The sequence below is a fragment of the Sorangium sp. So ce296 genome, from assembly GCF_051529605.1.
Lineage (GTDB): Bacteria > Myxococcota_A > Polyangia > Polyangiales > Polyangiaceae > Sorangium > Sorangium cellulosum_D.
In genome coordinates this window covers 4951258-4976888 of the sequence record NZ_CP150325.1, presented here as the reverse complement: position 1 = coordinate 4976888, position 25631 = coordinate 4951258, and the positions used below count along the sequence as shown (strand labels likewise).

The 25631-nt window shown below is 75.1% G+C and carries 3 protein-coding genes; all 3 read right to left on the bottom strand.

Going from position 1 to position 25631, the window contains the following annotated elements:
- Positions 1 to 80 precede the first annotated feature (80 nt).
- The 3 genes from WME98_RS18645 to WME98_RS18635 all read right to left on the bottom strand — a co-directional run bounded on the left by WME98_RS18645 (position 81) and on the right by WME98_RS18635 (position 25422).
- Positions 81 to 10286: a type I polyketide synthase gene (locus tag WME98_RS18645; RefSeq protein ID WP_437954003.1), complete on the bottom strand. Its 10206-nt coding sequence runs from the start codon at positions 10284 to 10286 to the stop codon at positions 81 to 83.
- Between the two features lie 71 nt (positions 10287 to 10357).
- On the bottom strand, positions 10358 to 23815 hold the full coding sequence (locus tag WME98_RS18640) for an SDR family NAD(P)-dependent oxidoreductase (RefSeq protein ID WP_437952503.1): 13458 nt from the start codon (positions 23813 to 23815) through the stop codon (positions 10358 to 10360).
- Positions 23816 to 23988: 173 nt separating this feature from the next.
- The gene (locus WME98_RS18635; protein WP_437952502.1) at positions 23989 to 25422 is read right to left on the bottom strand and encodes a cytochrome C; all 1434 of its coding nucleotides are present in this window, start codon (positions 25420 to 25422) and stop codon (positions 23989 to 23991) included.
- Positions 25423 to 25631 lie beyond the last annotated feature (209 nt).

Below are 25631 nucleotides of genomic sequence, written 5' to 3'. Positions count from 1 at the left end.
GAGCGCGAGGCTCTGACGGCGCTGGTTCAGCTCGACGATCGCTTGCTCGAGGCGCTTCCGGAGCTCGGCTTCCATGGTGGTCATGAGGCGGTCCCTGCGTTGGTCGTGAACTCTCGGTCGAACATGCTCAGGAGCTCGTCGTCGCTCGCCGCGCGCACGCGGTCCGCGAGGTCGCCGTCCGCCGCGGCGTCGCGCTCGCGGTCCCACGTCGAGAGGAGCGCTTGGAGGCGCGCCGTGAGGCGATCGCGGATCGCCGCGTTCGCGTGGGCCGCGGAGAGCGCGTCTTCGAGGCGATCGATCTCGTCGCCCGCGGCGGGCGGCGGGGCCTTCGCGTGCGCGGCCATCTCGGCGAGGAGGACGCGCACGAGCGCGGCGGGCGTCGGGTGGTTGAAGAGGAGGGTCGCGGGGAGCGCCCGCTGCGAGGCGGCGGCGAGCCTCCTTCGGAGCTCGAGGGCCATGAGCGAGTCGAGCCCGATTTCACGGAGCGGACGGTCCACGTCGAGCTCGCTCGGCGTGCGGTAGCCAAGGACGGCGGCGATCTCGCCGCGCACCACGTCGGCGACTGCGCGTTCGCGCTCGGCCTCGGAGAGGCCGGCGATCCGCTCCGGCGCGAGCGCGGCCTGCGCCGCCCCCGCGCCGCCGGCGCGACGCGCGGCCCTCGGGCGCGCGAGCCCGCGGAGGAGCGGCGACAGCGCGTCCGTCCCGTCGGCGATCGCCGCGAAGCGCGCGGGGACGAGCGAGGCGTCCGGGTGCGAGAGCGCGACGTCGAAGAGGGCGAGCCCGTCCTCCGCCGAGAGCGCGCGGAGACCGCCGCGTGCCATGCGCGCGCGCAGCGCGGGGCCCACGCGCGCGCTCATCCCGGTGCTCTGATCCCAGTAGCCCCAGGCGAGCGACGACGCGGGCAGGCCGAGCGCTCGCCGCCGCTGCGCGAGCGCGTCGAGGAACGTGTTCGCCGCCGCGTAGTTCGCCATCCCAGGGCCGCCGATCACGCCCGAGGCCGACGAGAACAGGACGAACGCCGCGAGATCGCGCTCGCGCGTGATCTCGTGGAGATGAAGCGCGCCGTCGACCTTCGCGCGGAAGACGACCGCGAGCTCATCGCGCGTGAGGGCGCCGATGACACCGTCCGCGGTCGCGCCGGCGGCGTGGACGATCGCCGTGAGCGGGTGCTCGCGCGGGATCGACCCGACGAGCGCGTCGAGCGCGGGGCGGCTCGCGACGTCGCACGCGGCGATCGTCACGCGCGCGCCTCGGGCCTCGAGGTCGCGCCGGAGCGCCTCGGCGCCAGGGGCGTCCGACCCCGTCCGCGAGGTGAGGAGCAGGTTCGTGATCCCGTGCCCTTCGACGAGGTGGCGCGCGACGAGCGCGCCGAGCGTGCCGGTACCGCCCGTGACGAGCACCGTCCCGTTCGGGTCGAGCGCGCGCGGCGCGGGGGCGGCGGCCGTCGTGGCGCGCGCGAGGCGAGGGGCGAGCCTCCGTCCGCCGCGGAGCGCGAGCTGCGGCTCCGCCCCGTCGAGGGCCGTCGCGAGCGCGCGGTGCGACGCGCCTTCGCCGTCGGTGTCGACGACGAAGATCGCGCGGTCCGGGCGCTCGGCCTGCGCCGCGCGGACGAGCCCCCAGAGAGGCGCGTGCGCGAGGTCGCGGACGTCTTCGTCGGGGCGCGTGGCGATCGCGCGCGTCGTGAGCACGACGAGCGCGCACGGCGCGAAGCGCTCGTCGGCGAGCCACGCCTCGAGGAGCGCGAGCGCGCTCGCGGCGGCCTCGTGCGCGCGCGCCGCGGAGCCGCCCGCGTCGGAGCTCGCGTACGGCGCGACGACGACGCTCGGCGGCGCGGCGCCGCGGGCGAGCGCGCCGGCCATCGAGGCCACGTCACGGTGCGCTTCGACGGCGATCCCCGCGCCCGCGAAGGCGCGCGCGAGCGCGTCGTCGCCGCCGAGGATCGCCCAGGGGCCTGCGCCGCGCGCGCCCGTGGGGGAGGGCAGCTCGGTCCAGTCGACGCGGAAGAGCGCCTCGCGCGCGATCGCGTCGCGCCCCACGCCGACCGCGGCGCGGACCTGCTCTGGCGACGTCGCGCGCATCGCGAGCCCGTCGATCGACGCGACCGGCGCGCCCGCCGCGTCGGCGATCGCGATCGCGACGGTCTCGTCGTCGCGCCGCGTGAGGCGCACGCGAGCCGCGCTCGCGCCGACGGCGTGGAGCGTCACGCCGGACCACGCGAACGGCATCGCCACGCGCGCGGAGCCCGCGGGGATCTCGAGCACGAGGGCCTGCAGCGCGGCGTCGAGCAGCGCGGGGTGGAGCCCGAAGCGATGCGCGTCGCCCTCCGCTCCTTCTGGCAGCGCGACCTCGGCGAAGACGTCGCCGCCGCCGCGGTATGCCGCGCGCAGCCCTCGAAACTCCCCGCCGTACGCGATGCCCGCGTCCGTGATGCGGTCGTAGAAGCCGTCGGTCGTGATCGGGGTGGCGAGGGGAGGCGGCCACGCGCGCAGATCGAACGCGGCCTGCTCGGCCTTCGGCGCGACGGTCCCGCTCGCGTGCCGCGTCCACGCGCCTTCGTGCGGCGCGCGCTCGTCTGGACCGGCGTCGGGCCGCGCATGAATCGTCATGCTCCGCCGCCCCGTCTCGTCGGGGGCGCCGATCGCGATCTGCACCGCGACGCCGCCCTTCGGAGGCAGCGCGAGCGGCGCTTCGAGCGTGAGCTCCTCGACGCGCTCGAGCCCGGCGCGATGGGCCGCCGCGATCGCGAGCTCGAGGAACGCGGTACCCGGCAAGACGCGCGCGCCGAAGACCTCGTGGCCCCCGAGCCAAGGCTGCTCCGCGAGCGCGAGGCGACCCGTGAAGAGGAACCCGTCCGCGTCGGCGAGGGCGACGCTGGCCCTGAGGAGCGGATGATCCGCGGGGGTGAGCCCGGCCGACGCGACGTCGGCGGAGCGCGCCACCTCCGGCTCGAGCCAGAAGCGCTCGCGCTGGAACGCGTACGTCGGCAGCGCGACGCGGCGGGCGCCGAGAGGCTCGAAGAACGCCTCCCAGTCGTGCTCGCGCCCGCGGGCGTGGAGCTCGGCGAGCGCGAGGAGGAGGCGCGCGCGATCACCTTCGTCGCGCCGGAGCGTGCCGACGACGGCGGCGCTCGCGCCGGCCGCTTCGCTCGTCTCTCCGAGCGCGAGGCCGAGCACGGGGTGCGGGCTCACCTCGACGAAGAAGCGGTGCTGGTCGGCGAGCAGCGCCCGCGTCGCGTCTTCGAAGCGCACCGTCTGCCGGAGGTTTCGGTACCAGTAGGCCGCGTCGAGCGCGGTCCCGTCGAGCTTCGCGCCCGTGACGGCGGAGTAGAGCGGCACGACGCACGCGCGTGGCGTGATCCCCGCGAGCTCGGTCGCGAGGTCGGCCTCGATGGCCTCGACGTGCGCGGAGTGCGACGCGTAGTCGACGCGCACCTTGCGCGCGAAGATCTGCGCGGCGCCGAGGTCGCCGACGAGCGCGTCGATCGCGTCGACGTCGCCGGCTACGAGCGTCGCGCGCGGGCTGTTGATCGCGGCGATCGAGACCCGTCCGTCGAAGGCGGCGAGGCGCGCTTCGAGCTCGTCGGCGCTCAGCTCGACCGCGGCCATCGCGCCGCGCCCGGCGATCTTGGTGATGGCGCGCGCGCGGAGGGCGACGACCTTCGCGGCGTCTTCGAGCGAGAGCGCGCCCGCGACGTACGCGGCGGCGATCTCGCCCTGGCTGTGTCCGACGACGGCGTCGGGCTCGACGCCCATGGCGCGCCACGACGCGGCGAGCGCGACCATGACGGCGAAGAGGACGGGCTGGACGACGTCGACCCGGTCGAGCGGCGCGGCGGTCTCGCCCCCGACGGCCTCTCCGCGGAGCACCGCGCCGAGGGACCACGCGACGTGCGGCGCGAGCGCGCGCTCGCACGCCTCGATCTGCTCGCGGAAGACCGCGTCGGTCTCGAGGAGGGACGCGGCCATCTCGGGCCACTGCGAGCCCTGGCCGGGGAAGACGAAGGCGACCTTTCCGCTGCAAGCTGCGTCGCCGGTTCGAGCTTCCGGCGCCGGAGCGCCGCGCGCGAGCGCGTCGAGGGCCGTGAGCAGGGCGTCGCGGTCCTTCGCGACTATCGCGGCGCGGCGTTCGAAGTGCGAGCGCGTCGTCGCGAGAGACAGCGCGACGTCGGCGAGCGCGAGGTCGGGGGCGGCGGCGAGGTGCGCGCGAAGGCGATCCGCTTGCGCGCGCAGCGCGTCGTCGGTCTTCGCCGACAGAAGGAACAGCAGCGCCGAATCGCCCGCGCCGGCGTTGCCCTGCGCGTCCACCTCGGGCTCCGCGGGCGACGGCGCCTCTTCGAGTATCACGTGCGCGTTGGTTCCCGAGAGCCCGATCGCCGTGACACCGGCGCGGCGCGGGCGCCCGCGCGGCGGCCACGGGCGCGCCTTGTCGGCCACCTGGATCGGGATCGCGTCCCAGTCGATGTGCGGGTTCGGCGGGCTCGTGTGCGGCGTCGCCGGGACCACCCCGTGCGTCAGCGCGGCCACCATCTTCGCCACGCCGGCGAGCCCGGCCGCGAACTCGAGGTGCCCGAGGGTCGTCTTCAGCGCGCCGACGAGGAGCGGGCTCTCGGCCGGCCGCCCTTCGGCGTACACCGCCGCGAGCGCGTTCACCTCGATCGGATCGCCGAGCGACGTCCCCGTGCCGTGGCACTCGACGACGTCGACGTCCGCCGGCGTGAGCCGCGCGTCGGAGAGCGCGGCGCGGATCACCTTCTGCTGCGCCGTCCCGTTCGGCGTCGTGATCCCGCTCGACGCGCCGTCGTGGTTGACGGCGCTCCCGCGCACGACCGCGAGCACCGGATGCCGGCGCGCGCGCGCGTCGCTGAGGCGCTCGAGCGCGAGCACGACGGCGCCTTCGCCGCGGCCGTAGCCGTCGGCGTTCGCCGAGAACGTCTTCGAGCGGCCGTCGGGCGCGAGCGCGCGCGTCCGTGAGAGGAGCACGAACGGCTCGGCGTGCGCCATCACCTGGACCCCCGCGGCGAGCGCGAGATCGCACTCGCCGCGGCGCAGCGACTGGCACGAAAGGTGGAGCGCGACGAGCGACGACGAGCACGCGGTGTCGACAGAGAGCGCCGGCCCTTGGAGGCCGAGCGTGAAGGCGAGGCGCCCCGCGGCGAACGACGAGATCGTCCCCATGAAGTCGTACGCCTCGGCCTCCTCGAGGGCGCCGCGGAGCGCGGCGTAGTCGCTCGCGCCCGCTCCGACGAAGACGCCGGTCTGCGTGTCTCGCAGCGATTCCGGCACGATCCCCGCGGCCTCGAGCGCCTGCCACGCCGTCTCCAGCAAGATGCGGTGCTGAGGATCGATGTGCTTCGCCTCGCGCGGGCTGATGCCGAAGAAAGCCGCGTCGAAGAGATCGACGCGATCGAGGAGCGCTGCGCGTCGGACGTAGCTCTTTCCGGGCGCGTTCGGGTCGGGATCGTACGCCGCGTCCGCGTCCCAGCGCGCCGCGGGGATCGGGCCCACGGCGTCGCGCTCCTCTTCGAGGAACCGGAAGAGCCCGTCCGTGTCAGCCACGCCGCCGGGGAGGCGCAGGCCGATCCCGACGATCGCGATCGGCTCGTCGAGGGGCGCGCGCGCCCTCTCGGGCGCGCCGGCGTCGCGCTCGGGGCGCACCTCGCCGAGCGCGTGGGCCAGCGTGTCGCGCAAGAACATCGCGACGCGGCGGGGCGACGGGTGGTCGAACGTGACCGTCGCGGGGAGCGCCACGCCGGTCGCTCGTCGAAGGCGGCGGCGCAGCTCGACGGACATGAGCGAGTCGAGCCCGAGCTCGAAGAAGCCGCGATGAGGCTCGATCCGCGAGGCGTCCGCGTGCCCGAGCACGGCGGCCGTCTCCGCGAGCACGAGCGCCACGAGGTGCGGGAGGCGATCGACCTCGTCGAGCGCGCGGAGGGCCGCAAGCAACGGAGGCTCGCCGTGCGGCGCCGCCGCCGGCTCCGCGAGCGCGTCGAGGGCGTGACGGGCCTCGGCGATCTCACCGATGAGGGGACGCGGGCGCGCCGACGCGAACGACGGGGCGAAGCGCGCCCAGTCGATGTCCGCGACGGCGACGCTCGTCTCATCGTGCTCGAGGGCGCGCGCGAGCGCGGCGACGGCGAGCGGCGGCGCCATCGGCGAAAAGCCCATGCGTCGGAGGCGCGCGTCCGCCTCGGCGTTCTCCGCGAGCATGCCTCCGCCGGCCCAGGCGCCCCACGCGACGGACGTCGCCGCGAGCCCGCGCGCGCGCCGCTCTTCTGCGAGCGCGTCCAGGTACGCGTTCGCGGCCGCGTACGCGCCCTGCTGCCCGCCACCCCAGACGCCCGCGCCCGACGAAAACAGCACGAACGCGTCGAGCGCGCGATCGCCGAAGAGCTCGTCGAGGTGCCGAGCCCCCGCGGCCTTTCCGGCGACCGCGTCGGCGAGATCGGCGATGTCGGTCGCCGCGATCGCCGCCTGCGGGCCGACGCCGCCGGCGTGGAAGACGGCCGTCACGGGCCCCTCGGCCTCGACGTCGCGCACGAGCGCCGCGATCGCCTCGCGGTCGGCGACGTCGCACGCAGCGATCGTCACGCGCGCGCCGCGCGCGGTGAGCTCGCCGCGCAGCGCCTCGGCTCCCGGGGCGGCGGCGCCGCGCCGGCTCGTGAGGACGACGTGCTCGGCGCCGTGCTCGGCGAGCCAGCGCGCGACGTGCGCGCCGATCGCGCCGGTGCCGCCCGTCACGAGGATGGCCCCACGCGGCGCGAGCTTGCGGATCGCCGGGGCCTCGCCGAGCGGCGCGCGCACGAGCCGCCGCGCGAAGAGACCAGCGGGACGGAGCGCGACCTGGTCCTCGTCGCCGCGCTGCGCGATCCACGCGACGAGGTGCGCGAGCCCCCTCGCGCCGAGCGCGCTCCCCGCGCCGAGCGCCTCTCCGACGTCGACAAGGCCGCCCCAGCGCTCGGGGTGCTCGAGGCCGACGACGCGCCCGAGGCCCCACGTCATCGCCTGCGCAGGACGCGTGAGCCGGTCGGCGCTCCCGATCGAGACGGCGCCGCGCGTGAACAGCCACAGCGGCGCGGCGATCCCTGCGTCGCCGAGCGCCTGCGCCAGGGCGAGCGTGAGCGCGAGCCCGGTCGGCACCGCCGCGTGCGTGGGCAGCGGCGTCTCGTCGAGCGCCGCGAACGACAGCACGCCTCGCACGGTGACGCCGTCGGCGATCGCCGCGCGCAGGCGCGTCGCGAGGCGACCGCGATCGGCGTCGTCGTGCGCCACGTCGACGGTGACGACCGCCGCGCCGCGAGCGGCGAGCGCGGCGGTCACGGCGCGGGCGAGCTCGCCTCCGGCCGCCGGCGTGAGCGCGAGCCACGTCCCTTCGACGCTGGCGTCTCGCGGCGCGCTCGTCGACTTCCACACGACGCGGTACCGCCACGCGTCGGCCGTGCTCTGGGCGTGCCGCCGCTGCCGCCACGTCGAGAGCGCCGGAGCGACGGCGGTGATCGCGGCGCGCGCCTCGTCTCCCCGGACGCCGAGCGTCTCGGCGAGCGCGTCGACGTCGCAGCGGTCGATCGCCTGCCAGAGCGCGTCGTCGGCGGCGCTCGCCGCCGAGCGTGTCGCGTCGCCGGGGCGCGCCTCGGGCGCATCGAGCCAGAAGCGCTCGCGCTGGAACGCGTAGGTCGGGAGCGCGACGGTGCGCGGCGCGAAGGGGGCGAAGAAGGCGCGCCAGTCGACGGCGAGGCCTCGCGTGTGGAGCTCGGCGAGCGAGAGGTTGAAGCGCGCGAGGTCTCCTTCGTCGCGCCGAAGGGACGCGCACGCGACCGCGTCATGTCCCGAGGCGTCGATGGTGTCGCGCAGGGCGACGGTCAGCACGGGGTGAGGGCTGACCTCGACGAAGAAGCGGTGGCCGTCGTCGAGCAGGGCGCGCGTGGCCTGCTCGAAGCGGACGGTGTGGCGCAGGTTTCGGTACCAGTAGGCGGCGTCGAGGGCCTCGCCATCAAGCCTCTCGCCCGTGACCGCGGAGTACAGCGGCACGGTCGCCGGGCGCGGCGCGATGCCGTCGAGCGCCTCCAGCAGCGTCCGCTCGATGGCCTCCACGTGGGCGGAGTGGGAGGCGTAGTCGACGCGGACCTTGCGGGCGAACAGCTGCGCCCCGCTCAGGTCTGCGACGAGCTCGTCGATGGCGTCGGGGTCTCCGGAGACGAGGGCCGCGTGAGGGCTGTTGATCGCCGCTATCGCGAGGCGTCCGCCGAAGGGCCCAAGGCGCGCCTCGAGGTCGGCGGTGGTGAGCTCGACGGCCGCCATGGCGCCGCGTCCAGCGAGCTTCGTGATGGCGCGCGAGCGGAGCGCGACGACCCTGGCGGCGTCTTCGAGCGAGAGCGCGCCGGCGACGTAGGCGGCCGCGATCTCGCCCTGGCTGTGGCCGACGACGGCGTCGGGCGTGACTCCGGCGGCGCGCCAGGTGGCGGCGAGGGCGACCATGACGGCGAACAGCACGGGCTGCACCACGTCGACGCGCTCGAGCATGGGCGCGGCGTGCGCTTCGTCGCCGCCGAGCACGGCGAGGAGCGACCAGTCGACGTGCGGCGCCAGGGCGCGCTCGCACGCCTCGATCTCGGCCTGAAAGACGGGCGAGCAGGCCAGCAGAGCGCGCGCCATCGATGGCCACTGCGAGCCCTGGCCGGGGAAGACGAAGGCGACCTTGCCCGACGGGAGCGCCTCGCCCGCGGCCGTTCCTGCCCCCGCGCGCCCCTCCGCGAGCGCCGCGAGCGCCGAGAGCAGCGCGGCGCGATCGTCTGCCACGACGGCGGCGCGACGCTCGAAATGCGACCGCGTGGTCGCGAGCGACGCCGCGACGTCGACGAGGGCGACGTCGGGATCGCGCGCGACGTGCGCGTGGAGGCGCGTTGCTTGCGCCCGCAGCGCGGCTTCGGTCTTCGCCGAGAGCAGGAAGGGCAGAGCGCCGGCATGGGAGCGCGCGTCCGGGGCCGGAGGCGCCTCATCCGCCGGTGCCTCTTCGAGGATGACGTGGGCGTTGGTGCCCGAGATGCCGAACGACGAGACGCCCGCCCGCCGAGGAGACCCGTTCGGCTCCCACGGCACCGAGTCGGTCAGGAGGCGCACCGTCCCCGGCGACCAGTCGACGTGCGGCGACGGGCTCGCGGCGTGCAGCGTCTTCGGCAGGAGACCGTGGCGCAGCGCGAGCACCATCTTGATGACGCCGCCGATCCCCGCGGCGGCCTGCGTGTGCCCGACGTTCGACTTGAGGCTTCCGAGCCAGAGCGGATGTTCCTTCGAGCGCGCCTGGCCGTACGTCGCGAGGAGCGCCTGCGCCTCGATCGGATCACCGAGCGTCGTGCCGGTGCCGTGCGCCTCGACGGCGTGTACGTCGCTCGCCGCGAGGCGCGCGCTCGCGAGCGCCGCGCGAATGACGCGCTCCTGCGCAGGGCCGTTCGGCGCGGTGAGCCCCTGGCTCTTGCCGTCCTGGTTGATCGCCGAGCCTCGGAGCACGGCGAGGACGGGGTGGCCGTTCTTGCGCGCGTCCGAGAGGCGCTCGAGGAGCAGCATCCCGGCGCCTTCCGCCCAGCCCGCGCCGTCCGCTCCGGCCGCGAATGATTTGCATCGCCCGTCGGGCGCGCCGGCGTGCTGCGTGCCGAGCTCGACGAAGACGTCTGGCGTCGCCATGATCGTGACGCCGCCGGCGAGCGCGAGAGAGCACTCGTCTTCGCGGAGGGCGCGCGCGGCGAGGTGGAGGGTGACGAGCGACGAGCTGCACGCCGTGTCGACGCTGATCGCCGGCCCGCCGAGGCCGAGCGTGTACGCGATCCGCCCGGACGCGACGCTGGCGACCCGCCCCGTGACGGCGTACCCGTCGTGACCGCGCGTCGCGCGCGGCGCCGAGCTCCTGTAGTCGCCCTGCATCACCCCGACGAAGACGCCGGCGTTCGTGCCGCTCAGCGATGCGGGATCGATCCCCGCGCGCTCGATCGTCTCCCACGCGATCTCGAGCAGCACGCGCTGCTGCGGATCCATGTCGCGCGCCTCGCGCGGGCTGATCGAGAAGAACGCCGGATCGAAGAGGTCGGCGTCCTCCACGAAGCCGCCCTCGCGCGCCGCGCCGCCGCCGGCGAGCGCGTCGAGGTTCCACCCGCGGCTCTCGGGGAACGGCGAGATCGCGTCCTTGCCGTCCACGAGGAGCGCCCAGAGATCCTCGGGCGATCGAACGCCTCCCGGGAAGCGGCAGGCCATCGCGACGATCGCGATCGGCTCGCTCTTGCTCTCTTCGACGACGCGCAGACGCTCGTGCGTCTGGCGCAGCTCGCTCATCGCCTGTTTGAGGTACGCACGCAGCTTCTCTTCGGTCGTGCTCATTGGCTCGGTCCCCCGAATCCAGCGTCGAACTGGGCGAAGAGCTCCTCATCGGTCGCAGCCTCGAAATCCTTCGAGACGGCGCTCGTTCCGTTGCCGTGTGTCCCGACGCTCCATCGCGCGAGGAGCGATCGCAGGCGCGTCGCGACGAGGGCGCGCGTCGCGTCGTCCCCTTCGGGCGTCCCGAGCGCGTGCTCGAGGCGATCGAGCTCCACGACGAGCGGGGGAGGCGACGCGGGCTCGTCGTCCACGAGCTTTGCGAGGAGCATCGCCGCGAGCGCGTCGAGCGTCGGGTAATCGAAGAGGAGCGTGGCGGGCAGGCGGATCCCCGCGAGCGCGGCGAGGCGGTTTCGCAGCTCGACGGCCGTCAGCGAGTCGAGCCCGAGCTCCTTGAGGGGGCGCTGCGGCGCGACGGCCTTCGACGCGGGCAGCGCGAGGACGACGCCCACCTCGGCGCGCACGGTGTCCACGAGCGCGCGCATGCGATCCGCGGGCGCCAGCGCGCGGACGCGCTGGGCGAGCGTGGCCTCCGAGGCAGCGTTGGTCGCGGCCTTGAGCCGCGGCGCTGCGGCCCGCGCGAGGCCGCGGAGGATCGGCGCGACCACGTGGGCGCGGAGCGTGCCGAGGTCGAACGGCGCCGCGACGAGCGCGGCGTCGACGTGCGCGAGCGCGGCGTCGAAGAGCGCGAGCCCCACGTCCGACGCCATCGGGCGAAGCCCGATGCGCTCCATCCGCGCGACGTCGGTCTCGGCGAGATGCGCGGTGAGCCCGGTCCTCTCGGCCCAGTACCCCCAGTCGAGCGACACCGCGGGCAGGCCGCGCGACCGCCGCTGGTGCGCGAGCGCATCGAGGAACGTGTTCGCCGCGGCGTAGTTCGCCTGCCCCGGCGTCCCGAGCACGCCGGCGACCGACGCGAAGAGGACGAAGGCGGACAGATCGAGCGGGCGGGTGAGCTCGTCGAGGTGCGCGGCGGCGTCGACCTTCGCGCTCATGACGGAGCGCAGGCGCTCTGGGGTGAGCGAGGTGAGGACGCCGTCGTCGAGGGTCCCGGCGGCGTGGACGACCGCGGTGAGGGGGCGGTCGGCGGGGATGCCGGCGAGCAGGCGCTCGAGGGCCAGGCGATCGCCCGCGTCGCAGGCCACAATCGCGACCGAGGCGCCTGCGGCTTCGAGCTCGCGGCGGAGGTCGTCCGCGCCGGGCGCCGCCGGGCCTCGTCGCGAAGAGAGCACCAGGCTGCGCACGCCGTGCCGCTGGACGAGGTGGCGCGCCACCAGCGCGCCGAGGGTGCCGGTGCCTCCCGTGACGAGGACGGAGCCGCGCGGGTCGAGGGCGCGCGGGATGGTCAGCACCACCTTTCCCACGAGGCGGGCCTGGGCCAGGGCGCGGAAGGCCTGCGGCGCCCGGCGGAGGTCGCACGGGGTGATGGGCGGCACGCGCAGAACACCGCGCTCGAACAGGGCGACCAGCTCGGCGAGCATCGCCTGGATGCGCTCGGGGCCCGCCTCGGCGAGGTCGAACGCGCGGTACGCGACGCTCGGGTGCGACGCGGCCACGGCCACAGGGTCGCGGATGTCGCTCTTGCCCATCTCGACGAAGCGCCCGTCGGGCGCGAGGGCGACCAGGCGCAGCGAGGCATCGACCAGCTCGCGGGCGAGCGAATCGAGCACCACGTCGACCCCGCGCCCGCCGCTGGTGCGGCGAAAGTGCGCTTCGAAGTCGGCCGAGCGCGAGGAGGCGATGTGGTCGTCGTCCAGGCCGAGGGCGCGGAGGGTGGCCCACTTGGGCGGGCTCGCGGTGGCGAAGACCTCTGCGCCGAGGTGGCGGGCGAGCTGGACGGCGGCGATGCCGACCCCGCCGGCGGCGGCATGAACCAGCACGCGCTCGCCGGGGCGGAGGCGGCCGAGGTCGACCAGCCCGTAGTACGCGGTCAGAAAGACGACCGGGATGCTCGCCGCCTCGATGAACGACAGCCCCGCGGGGATGCGGCTCACCATGCGGTGATCGGCGAGCGCGATGGGCCCGAACGCCGCGCTGAGCAGGCCCATCACGCGGTCGCCTGGGGCGAGCTCCGTCACGCCCGGGCCGACCTCGAGCACGACGCCCGCCCCCTCGGCGCCGAGGGGCCCGGGGTCGCCGGGGTACATGCCGAGCGCGTCGAGCGCGTCGCGGAAATTGAGCCCCGCCGCCCGCACCGCGACGCGGATCTGCCCCTCGGCGAGCGGCCTCGTCGCCTCCTCGTGGGGCACCAGCGCGAGGCTCTCGATCGTGCCCTTGGCCGCGACGTGGAGCCGGTACGCCGCAGCGCTCGGCGGCACGAGCGCGTCGTCGCCGCCCAGCCGACCCAGGCGCGGAACCAGGCGCCGCCCCTCGCGCAGCGCGAGCTGCGGCTCGCTCACGTCGAGCGCCGTCGCGAGGGCGGAGAGCGACGCGTCGCCGCCATCGATGTCCACGAGCACGATCGCGCGATCGGGATGCTCCGTCTGCGCCGCGCGCACGAGCCCCCACACAGGCGCGTGCGCGAGGTCTTTGACGTCCTCGTCGGCGGACGTCGCGACGGCGTGGCGCGTGACGATGACGAGCGCCGACGTCGCGAGGCGCGGCTCCGCGAGCCACGCGTGAAGGAGCGCGAGCGCGCGCGCCGTGGCCACGTGCGCGGCCTCGACGATGCCGCGCGCGTCCGCGTTCGCCGCGTCGTCGGCGCACGGCGCGATCACGACGGCAGGCGCGGGTCGCGTGGAGGGCGCGCCCGCGATCGCGCCGATGTCGTCGTAGCTCGTCGCGTCCGAGCCGACCGCGCCAGCGAGCGCCCGCGCGAACGCGCGGCCGTCGTCGAGAATCGCCCAAGGTGCCCCCGGCGCGAAGCCCGCGCCGCGCTCGTCGGCCGCGCGCGCGAGCTCGGTCCACGCGACGTGGAAGAGCGCGTCTTCGCGCGCGCCGCGCCGCGCCGCCGCTCCCTTCGAGACGGCGCGGACGGCGAGCGCCTCGATCGTCGCGACCGCCGCGCCCGCCGCATCGGCGACGTCGATCGATATCGTCGCGTTCGCGCCTTCGTCCGCGCTCGCGCCGTCCCCGCCGCCGCGTCGCGCGAGACGCACGCGCAGCGTCGACGCGCCGACCGCGTGAAGTACGGCGCCGCTCCACGCGAACGGCATGACGACCCCCGTGGCGTCGCCGACCTGGAGGAGCAGCGGGTGGAGCGCGGCGTCGAGGAGCGCCGGATGGACGCCGAACCGCGCGGCGTCACGCGCCGTCGCCTCCGGGAGCACGACCTCGGCGAAGAGCTCGTCGCCGCGCCGCCAGACGCGGCACAATCCGCGAAAATCCGGCCCATACGCGAGCCCGGCGCGCGCGAGGCGATCGTACAGCGCATCGATCGCGACCGAGACGGCCCCCGGCGGCGGCCACGCACGGAGGTCGTACGCGGTCGCCGCATCGGCGCGCGCGCTTCGCGATCCGACCTGACCGCGCGCATGGAGCGTCCACGCCGCGTCGTCGCCCGCGTCGTCCGGCCGCGCGTGCACGGTGAGCGAGCGCCGCCCGTCGTCGTCGGTGGCCCCGAGCGCCATCTGCACGACCACGCCGCCGGTCGCGGGGAGCGCGAGGGGGGCTTCGAGGGTGAGCTCGTCGACGGCATCGAGGCCGACGCGGTGTGCGGCCGCGAGCGCGAGGTCGAGGAAGGCGGTGCCTGGGAGGATGGGCTCGCCGAAGACCGCGTGCCCCGCCAGCCACGGGTGCTCGGCCAGCGAGAGGCGTCCGGTGAACAGGTACCCGTCCGAGCCCGCCAGCGCGACCGAGGCCTTGAGCAGCGGATGCTCGGCGGACGCGAGCCCGGCGGCGGCGACGTCGGCGCGGGCGCGAGGGGCATCGAGCCAGAAGCGCTCGCGCTGGAACGCGTACGTGGGCAGGGGAACGCGGCGGGGTCGATGGGCGTCGAACAGGGCGCTCCACACCACGCGGTGCCCCCGCGCGTGCAGCTCGGCGAGCGAGAGGAGGAAGCGCGCGCGGTGTCCCTCGTCGCGACGGAGGGTCGGCACGACGGCGGCAGAAAGGCCGGCGTCGTCGATGGTCTCGCGCAGCGCGAGGGAGAGCACGGGGTGTGGGCTGACCTCGACGAAGAAGCGGTGCTGGTCGGCGAGCAGAGCGCGCGTGGCGTCTTCGAAGCGGACGGTCTGGCGTAGGTTTCGGTACCAGTGCGCCGCGTCGAGCGCCTGGCCATCGAGCTTCTCGCCGGTGACGGCGGAGTAGATGGGCAGGGCGCTGGCGCGCGGGCTGATGCCGCCGAGGTCGCCGAGCAGCTCGTTCTCGATGGCGGCGACGTGCTCGGAGTGCGACGCGTAGTCGACGCGCACCTTGCGGGCGAAGATCTGGGCGGCGGAGAGCGCGCTGACGAGCGCGTCCACGGCGGCGACGTCTCCGGCGACGAGCGTGGTGCGCGGGCTGTTGATGGCGGCGATGCCGACGCGGCCGTCGAGCCCATCCAGGTAGCGGTCGAGCTCGCTGGCGGGCAGCTCGATGGCCGCCATGGCCCCGCGTCCGGCGAGCCTGGTGATGGCGCGGGCGCGGAGCGCGACGACCTTGGCGGCGTCTTCGAGCGAGAGCGCGCCCGCGACGTACGCGGCGGCGATCTCGCCCTGGCTGTGTCCGACAACGGCGTCGGGCTCGACGCCCATCGCGCGCCACATGGCGGCGAGGGCCACCATGACCGCGAACAGCACGGGCTGGACCACGTCGACGCGGTCGAGCGAAGCGTCGCCGTCGCGGCCGTGGCGCAGGACGGTGAGCAGCGACCAGTCGACGTGGGGGGCCAGGGCGCCCTCGCAGGCGAGCAGCTGCTCGCGGAAGACGGGCTCGGAGTCGAGCAGGGCGGAGGCCATCTCGGGCCACTGCGAGCCCTGTCCGGGGAAGACGAAGACGAGCTTCCCCGAGGAAACTGTCGACGCAGCGACCGCCTCGGGCGCGGGCTCTCCGCGCGCGAGGGCGTCGAGCCCGTGAAGCAGCGCGTCGCGGTCGGACGCGACGACGGCGGCGCGCTCGTCGAAATGCGACCGCGTGGTCGCGAGGGAAAACGCCAGGTCGGCGAGCGAAAGCTCGCCGTTCGCGGCGACGTGGGCGTGGAGGCGTCTGGCCTGCGCGCGGAGCGCCGCCTCCGTCTTCGCCGACAGCACGAACGGCAGCTCGCGCCCAGCAGACGCCTCCGCCGTCGCCGCGCTCGCGGACGCGTCCGCGTCCCCCGGCGCCTCCTCGATGATGACATGCGCGTTCGTGCCCGAAATCCCGAACGACGACACCCCCGCGCGCCGAGGAACCCCGTTCGGCCTCCACGGCGCCGCCTCGGTCAGGAGGCGAACTGTCCCCGCCGACCAGTCGACGTGCGGCGACGGTCGCGCCGCGTGGAGCGTCTTCGGGAGCTCGCCGTGCTCGAGCGCGAGCACCATCTTGATGACGCCGGCCACGCCCGCGGCCGCCTGCGTGTGGCCGATGTTCGACTTGAGGCTCCCGAGCAAGAGCGGCCGGTCGCTCGGGCGTCCCTCCCCGTAGGTCGCCATGATCGCCCGCGCCTCGATCGGATCGCCGAGCGTCGTGCCCGTGCCGTGCGCCTCCACGGCGTCGACGTCGCGCGGCGCGAGCCCCGCTTGCGCGAGCGCCATACGAATGACGCGCTCCTGCGCCGGCCCGTTCGGCGCCGTGAGCCCCTGGCTCTTGCCGTCTTGGTTGACCGCCGAGCCGCTCAGCACGGCGAGCACGGGATGCCCGTTTCGTCGGGCGTCCGAGAGGCGTTCGAGGAGCAGCATGCCCGCGCCTTCGCTCCACCCGGCGCCGTTCGCGTCGGCCGAGAAGGACTTGCATCTCCCATCGGGCGCGACGGCGCGCAGCCGGCTGAACTCGATGAACGTCGCCGGCGTCGCCATCACCGTCACGCCGCCCGCGAGGGCGAGCGCGCATTCGCCCTGAAGGAGCGCCTTGCACGCGAGGTGGAGCGCAACCAGCGACGAGCTGCACGCCGTGTCGACGGTGACCGCGGGCCCCTCGAGCCCGAGCGTGTACGCGATCCGGCCCGATGCGACGCTCGCCGCGCTGCCCGTGACGACGTAACCTTCGAGCTCGCACGGCGCCTGCGCGAGGCGCCCGCCGTAGTCGCCATACATCACGCCGACGAAGACGCCCGTGTCCGTCCCGTGGAGCGACGCGGGCGTGATCCCGGCGCGCTCGATCGCCTCCCAGGCGGTCTCGACGAGCAGGCGCTGCTGGGGATCGATCGCGAGAGCCTCGCGCGGGCTCACCCCGAAGAACCCAGGGTCGAAGCAGTCCGCGTCGTAGAGGAAGCCCCCTTGCCGCGTGTAGCTCTTCCCGAGCGCGTCCGGGTCCGGATCGTACAGCGTGCCCGTGTCCCAGCCGCGCCCTTCGGGGAAGCTGGCGATCGCGTCGCGCCCGTCGCGCAGGAGCGCCCAGAGATCCTCCGGCGTGTACACGCCGCCGGGGAAGCGGCAGCTCATCGACACGATGGCGATCGCGTCGCCGGTCGATGGCGCGCGCGCGCGCGCGCGCGACACGTCGCGCGCCTCGCCGCCCCCGAGGAGCTCGCCCGCGAGGAAGCGCGCGAGCGCGGCCGGCGTGGGATGATCGAAGAGGAGCGTCGTCGGGAGGCGCAGCCCCGCGGCCGCCGCGAGCCGATTTCGCAGCTCCACGGCCATGAGCGAGTCGAGCCCGAGCTCGCGGAGCGGCCGGTGCACGTCGAGGTCCCGCGACGCCCCGAGCCCGAGGACAACGCCGATCTCCGGGCGCACGACGTCGAGGAGCGCGCGCTCGCGATCCTCGGGCGAGAGCCGCGCGACGCGCTGCGCGAGCGTCGCTGCGGTCTTCGCGTTCGCCGCGACGGGACGAGCGTCCTTCGCGCCGGCGAGGCTCCGGAGGAGCGGCCCGCCCCCCCGCGCGCGGAGCGCGGCCACGTCGAACGACGCGGGCACGAGGGCGGCCTCCGCGCGGCCGAGGGCGGCGTCGAAGAGCGCGAGCCCTTCGTCCCTCGCGAGCGGCCGGAGCCCGCCGCGCGCGAGCCGCGCGAGGTCCGCGTCGCCGAGGTGCGCGGTGAGCCCGGTCCGCTCGGCCCAGTAGCCCCAGTCGAGCGCGAGCGCGGCGAGGCCTCGCGCCTTGCGGTGGTGGGCGAGCGCGTCGAGGAACGCGTTGGCCGCGGCGTAGCTCGCCTGTCCTGGCGTCCCGAGCACGCCCGCGACCGACGAAAAAAGGACGAACTCTGCGAGATCCATCTCGCGCGTCAGCTCGTGGAGGTGAACCGCCGCGTCGACCTTGGCGCGCAAGACGGACGCGAGCCGCGGCGCGGTGAGGGACGTCACGACGCCGTCGTCGAGCGCGCCCGCTGCGTGCACGACCGCGGCGAGCGGCCGCTCGCGCGGGATCGACGCGAGGAGCTCCGCGAGCGCGGCGCGATCGGCGACGTCGCACGCGGCGATCGTCACCGAGGCGCCCTCCGCCTCGAGCTCGCGCGCAAGCGCGTCGGCCCCGGGGGCGGCGCGACCGCTCCGCGACGTGAGGAGCAGATGCGCGGCCCCGTGCTCCCGCACGAGGTGACGCGCGAAGAGCGCGCCGAGCGTGCCCGTCCCGCCGGTGATGAGGACGGTCCCGTCCGCGGGGAGCGCGCGGCGAGCCGCGACCTCCGCGCGGCCCGCGCGTGCGAGGCTCGGCGTGAGGCGCCGGCCCTCGCGGAGCGCGATCTGCGGCTCACCCGCGGCGAGGGCCGCGTCGAGCGCCCCGGCGAGAGCGCCGCGCGACGCGATCGTATCGTCGACGTCGACGAGCACGAGCGCGCGGTCCGGGTTCTCGGTCTGCGCCGTGCGGAGGAGCCCCCAGAGCGGCGCGTGCGCGAGGTCCGCGACGTCCTCGCCGGCGCGCGTCGCGATGGCGCTCTCGGTGACGACGGCGAGCGCGCACGTCGCGAGGCGCTCGTCGGCGAGCCACGCCGTGACGAGCGCGAGGGCGCGCGCCGTCGCGTCGTGCGCCGCTGCGGCGACGTCGCGCGTCGTGTCGTGCGAAGCGCAGCGGACGACGATGGCGACCGGCGGCTGGGCGCCGCCCGCGAGCGCGTCGGCGAGCGTCGCCCAATCGGCGTACGTCGTCACGTGCGCGCGCGATCCGAGCGCCTCCGCGAGCGCGACGTCGCTCCCCACGAGCGCCCACGCGCCGCGCGGATCGGTGACGCCGGCGTCGCCCGGCGCCGCGGTCCACGTCACGCAGTAGAGCGTCTCGGCGCGCGCGCGCAGCGCAGAGCGGAGCGCCCCTTCCGACGCGGCGCGCATCGCGAGCGCGTCGATCGACGCGAGCGGGTTCCCTTCGGCGTCCGCGATCGCGAGCGACACGCTGTCGTCCGCTCCTGGCGCGAAGCGCACGCGGAGCGACGAGGCGTGCACTGCGTCGAGCGACGCGCCCGACCACGAGAGCGGCATCCGCACGCGCGCGTCGCCTCTCGACGCGTCCTCGGCGAAGAGCGCGTGGAGCGCCGCATCGAGGAGCGCCGGGTGGAGCGCGAAGCGAGGCGCCTCGCGCGCCGCCGCGTCGGGGAGGGCGACGTCGGCGAAGAGCTCGGCGCCGCGCCTCCACACGCCGCGCAGCCCTCGAAAATCAGGCCCATACGCGAGCCCCGCCTCGGCGAGGCGATCGTAGAGCCCGTCGATCGCGATCGGCTCGGCCCCGGGCGGCGGCCACTCGCCGAGGTCGACCGCGGGCGCGGCAGCGCGCGCGCCGAGGATCCCGCGCGCGTTTCGCGTCCAGGGCGCGTCGGGCGCGGCGGCGTCGTCGCGCGCGTGCAGCGCGAACGACCGCGCGCCGCGCGCGTCGGGCGGTCCGACGTGGATCTGCACGGCGACGCCTCCGGTCGCGGGCAGCGCGAGCGGCGCCTCGAGGGTGAGCTCCTCGACGCGATCGAGCCCCACGCCGTGCGCGGCGACGAGCGCAAGCTCGAGGAACGCGGTGCCCGGGAGGATCGGCGCGCCGAACACCGCGTGCCCGGCGAGGAAGGGGTGAGCCCCGAGCGACAAGCGCCCCGTCAACAGGTACGCACCCGAGTCGGCGACCGCGACGGCCGCGCCGAGCAGCGGGTGATCGGCGGCCGAGAGCCCGGCCGCCTTGACGTCGGCGTCGGGGCCGCGCGGCGCGTCGAGCCAGCAGCGCTCGCGCTGAAAGGCGTACGTGGGCAGGGGTACGCGGCGCGCCCCGCCGAAGAGCGCCTTCGCGCCGAGAGCGCGCCCGCGCGTGGCGAGCTCCGCGAGCGACAGGACCATGCGCGCGACGGTCCCCTCTTCGCGGCGGAGCGTCGCGACGACGGCGGCCGAGGCGCCGGACGCGCCGATGGTCTCCTGGAGAGCGAGGGTGAGCACCGGGTGCGGGCTGACCTCCACGAAGAAGCGATGGCCATCGGCGAGGAGCGCGCGTGTCGCCGCCTCGAAGCGGACGGTCTCGCGGAGGTTCCGGTACCAGTGCGCGGCGTCGAGGGCCGCACCGTCGAGCCTCGCGCCCGAGACGGCGGAGTAGAGCGGCACGACGCTCGCGCGCGGCGCGATGTCGGCGAGCCCCGCGACGAGCGCGCCCTCGATCGCCTCGACGTGGGCGGAGTGCGACGCGTAGTCGACGCGGATCTTGCGCGCGAAGATCTGCGCCGCCGAGAGCCCGCGGACGAGCGCGTCGACGGCGTCGTTGTCGCCCGCGACGAGCGTCGCGCGCGGGCCGTTGATCGCGGCGATCGACACGCGGCCGACGAGCCCCTCGAGGCGCGCCTCGACCTCGCTCACCCCGAGCTCGATCGCCGCCATCGCCCCGCGGCCCGCGAGCCGCGTGAGGGCACGCGCGCGCAGCGCGACGACCTTCGCGGCGTCCCCGAGCGAGAGCGCACCCGCGACGTAAGCCGCGGCGATCTCTCCCTGGCTGTGTCCGACGACGGCGTCGGGCTCGACGCCCATCGAGCGCCACGTCGCGGCGAGCGCCACCATGACGGCGAAGAGCACCGGCTGGACGACGTCGACGCGCTCGAGGAGCGCCGCGGCCTCGCCCTCGCCGCGGAGCACCGCGAGGAGCGAGAAGTCCACATGCGGCGCGAGGGCGCGCTCACACGCGTCGATCTCGGCGCGGAAGACGGCCGACGTGTCGAGGAGCGCCGCCGCCATCTTCGCCCATTGCGAGCCCTGCCCCGGGAAGACGAAGACGATCCCGCCTTCGGGGACAGCGGAACCCACGACGGTATCGCGGGTCCCCGATCCTTCGGCGAGCGCCTCGAGCCCCGCGAGCAGCGTGGCGCGATCGTCCGCGACGACCGCCGCGCGCCGGTCGAAGCCGGTCCGCGTCGTCGCGAGCGAGTACGCGAGGTCCGGGAGCGCGAGGTCGCGCGAGGTGAGCACGTGGGCGTGGAGCCGCGCCGCCTGCGCGCGCAGCGCCGCGTCGCTCTTCGCCGAGAGCACGAACGGGATCGGCGCGGGCGGCCTGTCAGGCGCCCCACGGTCCGCGCCGAGCGGCGCGCCAAGGACGTCGGCGAGCGCGCGTTCCGCTGCGGGGGCGAGCGCGTCGGCCTCGCCGCGCCCGAGCGCCGCGCCCCACGCCGGCTGGAAGCCGAGCGCGAAGAGCGCCGCCAGGCAGGCGTAGAGGCCCTCGCGTTCGTCCTCGCCGCGAAAGCACGACGGGAGCGCTCGAGCGCTCGCGCCGCACGCCTGCACCGTGCGCTCGATGGACTTGACGAGCACCGGGTGCGGGCTCGGCTCGACGAACACCGTCGGCGCCTCGCGCGCGATGGCCTCGATCCCTCGTCGGAAGAGCACGGGAGCGCGCAGGTTCTGCGCCCAGTGGTCGGCGCCGCACTCGGGGCCCGCGAGCCATGCGTCGCGCGTCGTCGAGCGGAGCGGCACGCGCGCGGGGCGCGGCGAGACCGCGTCGAGGCACGCCCGCAGCGGCGCGACGAGCGGATCCATCTGCGGGCTGTGCGACGCGTAGCTGACCTTCACGCGATCGACCCGCACGCCGCCGCGCGCGAGCTCCGCCTCGGCCTGGGCGATCGCCGAGCGCGCGCCCGAGAGCACGATCGACCCCGGGCTGTTGTAGACGCCGATCGACAGCCCCTCGATCTGCGCGACGACCGCGTCGATCGCCGCGTCATCCGCGCCGGTCACGGCGAGCATCGCGCCGCCGTCGGCCCCAGCGTCGCGCACGAGGCGCGATCTCTCGGCGAGCACGAGGAGCGCGTCCTCGCGCGAGAGGACGCCGGCGAGGTACGCGGCGGTGATCTCGCCGAAGCTGTGCCCGATGAGCACCTCGGGCGCGACGCCCCACGCGCCGAGGAGCGCCGCGAGGGCGACCTCGACGGCGAACAGCGCGAGCTGGATGACGTCGATGTCCTCGATCCGCGAGGCGCCCTCGTCCGCGAGCAGCTCCGTCACGATCGAGATGCCGCGATGCGTCAGGACGACGCGGTCGCACGCCTCGATCTCGGCGCGGAAAATCGGCTGCTCCGCGAGGAGCGTGCGCGCCATGCCGATCCACTGCGAGCCGTGCCCGGGCAGCACGAACGCGAGGCGCGGCCTCGGCGACGTGATCGGGAGAGGCGAGGCCTCCGTCGCGAGCGCCTCCTCGAGCTTTCGGGTGAGCTCGCCGGCCGAGCGCGCGACGATCGCGACGCGACATGCGCCGCCGCTGCCCCAGCAGCGCGCCACGAGGCGGCACATCGCCGCGGCCTCGCGCGGGCCGCGGAGGCGCCGCGCCACGGGGACGATCGCCGCGACGCGCGCGCGCAGCTCCTCGGCGCTCTCGGCGCCGATGGGCAAGAGGAGCGCGCGGCTCCCGGGCGCCTCCTCGACCACGACGTGGCAGTTGGTCCCGCCGAAGCCGAACGAGCTGATCCCCGCGCGCGCGGGCCCGCCTGACGACGGCCAAGCGTCGAGCTGCGTCTGCACCGCGAGGCGCCACGCGTCGAACGCGATGTGCGGGTTCGGCGCTTCGTAGTTCAAGCTCGCGGGCAAGAGGCCGTGATGCAGCGACAGCGCGACCTTGAGGAGCCCCGCGATCCCCGCCGCGGGCTCGAGGTGGCCGAGGTTCGTCTTCACCGACCCGATGCGAAGCGGGCGATCGGCCGAGTGGCTCGGCCCGAGCACGGCGCCGAGCGCGCCGGCCTCGATGGGATCGCCGAGGATCGTCCCAGGCCCGTGGGCTTCGACGTAGTCGATCGAGCCGGGCTCCACGCCCGCGTTTTCGTACGCGCGCGCAAGCATCTCCTCTTGTGCCTTCGGGTTCGGCGCCGTGAGCCCGTTCGAGAAGCCGTCGTTGTTCGACGCGCTCCCGCGGATGACGCAATAGACGCGGTCGCCGTCGGCGAGCGCCGCGCGGAGCGGCTTGAGGACGACGATGCCGCCGCCTTCGCCGCGTACGTACCCGTTCGCCGACGCGTCGAACGCGCGGCACTGGCCCGCCGGGTTCATCGCGCCGAACTTCGTCATCCCGACGGTGCCGTGCGGCGACAGTACGAGGTGCACGCCGCCCGCGAGCGCCATCGTGCTCTCGCCCGAGCGGAGGCTCTGGCACGCGAGGTGGACCGCGACGAGCGACGAGGAGCACGCCGTGTTCACGGTGACGCTCGTCCCTTGCAAGCCGAGCTGGTAGCTCACGCGCCCCGAGAGGATCGACGTGTCGACGCCCGGCGCCGTGTGCTGATCGATGAGGCGCGGCTCCGTCGCGGTGAGCTTCGCGTAGTCGCTGCCCATCGCGCCGACGAAGACTCCGACGTCGCGACCTCGGAGGCGGACCGGATCGACGCGCGCGTCTTCGATCGCCTCCCACGCAAGCTCGAGGACGAGGCGCTGCTGGGGGTCGATCTGCTGCGCTTCGCGCGGCGACATCCCGAAAAATCCAGGATCGAAGCCGTCGACCCGGTCGAGGAAGCCGCCCCAGCGCGTCGTCATCTTTCCGGGCGCCGCGACGTCGTCGTGGACGAAGGCCTCGATGTCCCAGCGCTCGGCGGGGACCTCGCGGATCCCGTGGCGGCCTTCGCAGAGGAGCTCCCAGAACGCCGCTGGCGACGTCGCGCCGCCGGGCAAACGGCAGCTCATTCCCACCACGGCGATGGGCTCGTTCGCGGCGGGCGCGCTCGTGCCGCGCGAGCGCGCCTTCGCCCCGTCGGCCGCGTGCGGGTGTTCATCGAGCGTCGCGCCTTCGAGGTGCCGCGCGAGGGCGCTCGGGGTCGGGTGCTGCCAAGGCAACGTCGGCGCGAGCGCGCGTCCGAGGTGCGCCGACAGCCGGGCGACGAGCGTCGTGACCTGGAGAGAGGCGAGCCCGAGCTCACGAAAGCGAACGCCGAAATCGACCTCGGCCGGCGGCACCCCGAGGAGCTCGCCGAGCTTCGCGCGCAGCCAGTCGTGAATCGAGCCCTCGTTCGGCCGCGCCGGCGCGCCGCCCGTGTCCGTGGTGTGCGACATGAAAGATCCGTGCGTTCGAAGTTCCATGGGCAAGCGCGCCAGGGCGCGCGAGGGCGCGAGTCAGCGCGCCGCGTCGGCGCGACGGATCCGACGCTTGTCGTGCGCGAGCGAGGCGCGCTCGTGAGGCAGGAGAGCGCCGCGCTCGGCGAACGTCGCTCATCCGTGGTGTCGGCTCAGATCCCGCGCGTCACGCAGGACGACTCCGCCGGCGGTGAGGCGCACTTCTCGCTCGTGCACACCTGGCAGGCGGGGCAATCGGAGTCGACCGCGCATGCCGTCCCGACGCACTCGTGCGCTTCCACGTTGCACGATCCCGACGCGCAGTCCGCATCGGCCTGGCACGCCGGGACGTGCTCCTGCGTCCTCTTGTCGCTCGCCCCGGTCTGCCGCGGCGCCTTCGTGATGTACGCGTAGACCGCCTCGAGATCGTCGCGCGTCATGTTGCGGAACGCGTTCCAGCGCATCGGGTAGCCGACGACGGGCGCCCCAGGCTGATCGACTTGCTTCCCCTCCGTCATCACCGAGAAGAACGTCTCGAACGGAGCCTTGTAGCCGTTCTCTTCACCGATGAGGTTCGCGCCCATCGTGCGGCGGACGCCGTACGTCGCGTCCAGCCCGTCGCCGATGAAGAAGACGCGCCCGCCGGCGAGGTAGTTTGCCGTGTCGAGCTTGTTGCCTGGCGGGGTCGCGACCGCGCCGGAGTTGCCGTGGCACGTGTTGCAGCCGGCGACGGCGTTCACGAGGTAGCTGCCGCGCCCGTACTGACGCCGCGCTTCCTCGGTCATGTCGCGCAGGCCCGCGGGCTCCGCGAGGGGCTGAATTGCGAGCCCACGCGCGCTGCCGTCTCTGTCGGGCTCTGAGTCGGGCGGGAGCGGCCGCTCGACGTCGCCCATGTCGTACTTCGCGGGGACCGGGAGCGGCGTGCTCTTCGTTTTCTGGTCCGCGCCGACGACGCTCTCGAGCGGCGGGATGCGCGTCAAGTACGCGTACATCGCCTTGAGGTCCTCGGTCGTCATCCAGCGGTACGCCGTGCGCCAGGGCATGAAATACATCGTTTCCCCGGTCGACTTCTCCTTGCCTGTGCGCATCGCTTCGACGAACTCGTCCTCGGTGTAGTCCATGCCGTTCGTCGGATCGGGCGTCAGGTTCGTCGCGAAGACGACGGTGCCGTACAGCTCCTGCTCCGCTGGCGGGAAGGGGAGCGGCAGGCCGCCGCCCAGGAAGTATCTTGGGCTCGAGTAGTACGCGACGTCATAGGCGCCCGTCGGCGTGAACTTGACGTGGCACGAGTTGCAGTCTGCGACCGCGTTGACGAGGTAGCTGCCGTAGCCGACCTGCTCGCGCTGGGCGGGGGTGAGGCCCTCGGTCGACACGGTGACGGGCGACACTCTGAACCCGTGCTCGGCCTTCGCGGCGCGCGACTCGGCGCCGGGGTCGGCCGGCTCCACCGCATCCTCCGAACCGCAACCGCCCATCGTGCCGAGCACGCCCACGAGCGCCGCGGCGCAAGCGAGAAGGAGCGAGCCCCGCCGCATCTTCGGGCGCAGGCCCACCGCGTCCAGCCGCGTTCGCGGCATCGCGTACGCGTCGTCGCCGTTGTCGCTCATAGGGTCTCCTCAGGGAGTTGCATACCGCTTTCGGCCCGCACCGACGCTACTAACGCTGCGCTGTCCCGTCGGTGTCGCCGCGACGCGGACCGCGAGCGCGCGCCCCACGCGAGCCATCCGCGGGTCGAAATCCGACGCGCGACGCGACACCCTTCGACGCTCTCCCTCGTAGTAGTGGATCAGCGGCGACGAACGCCGCGAAGAGCCAT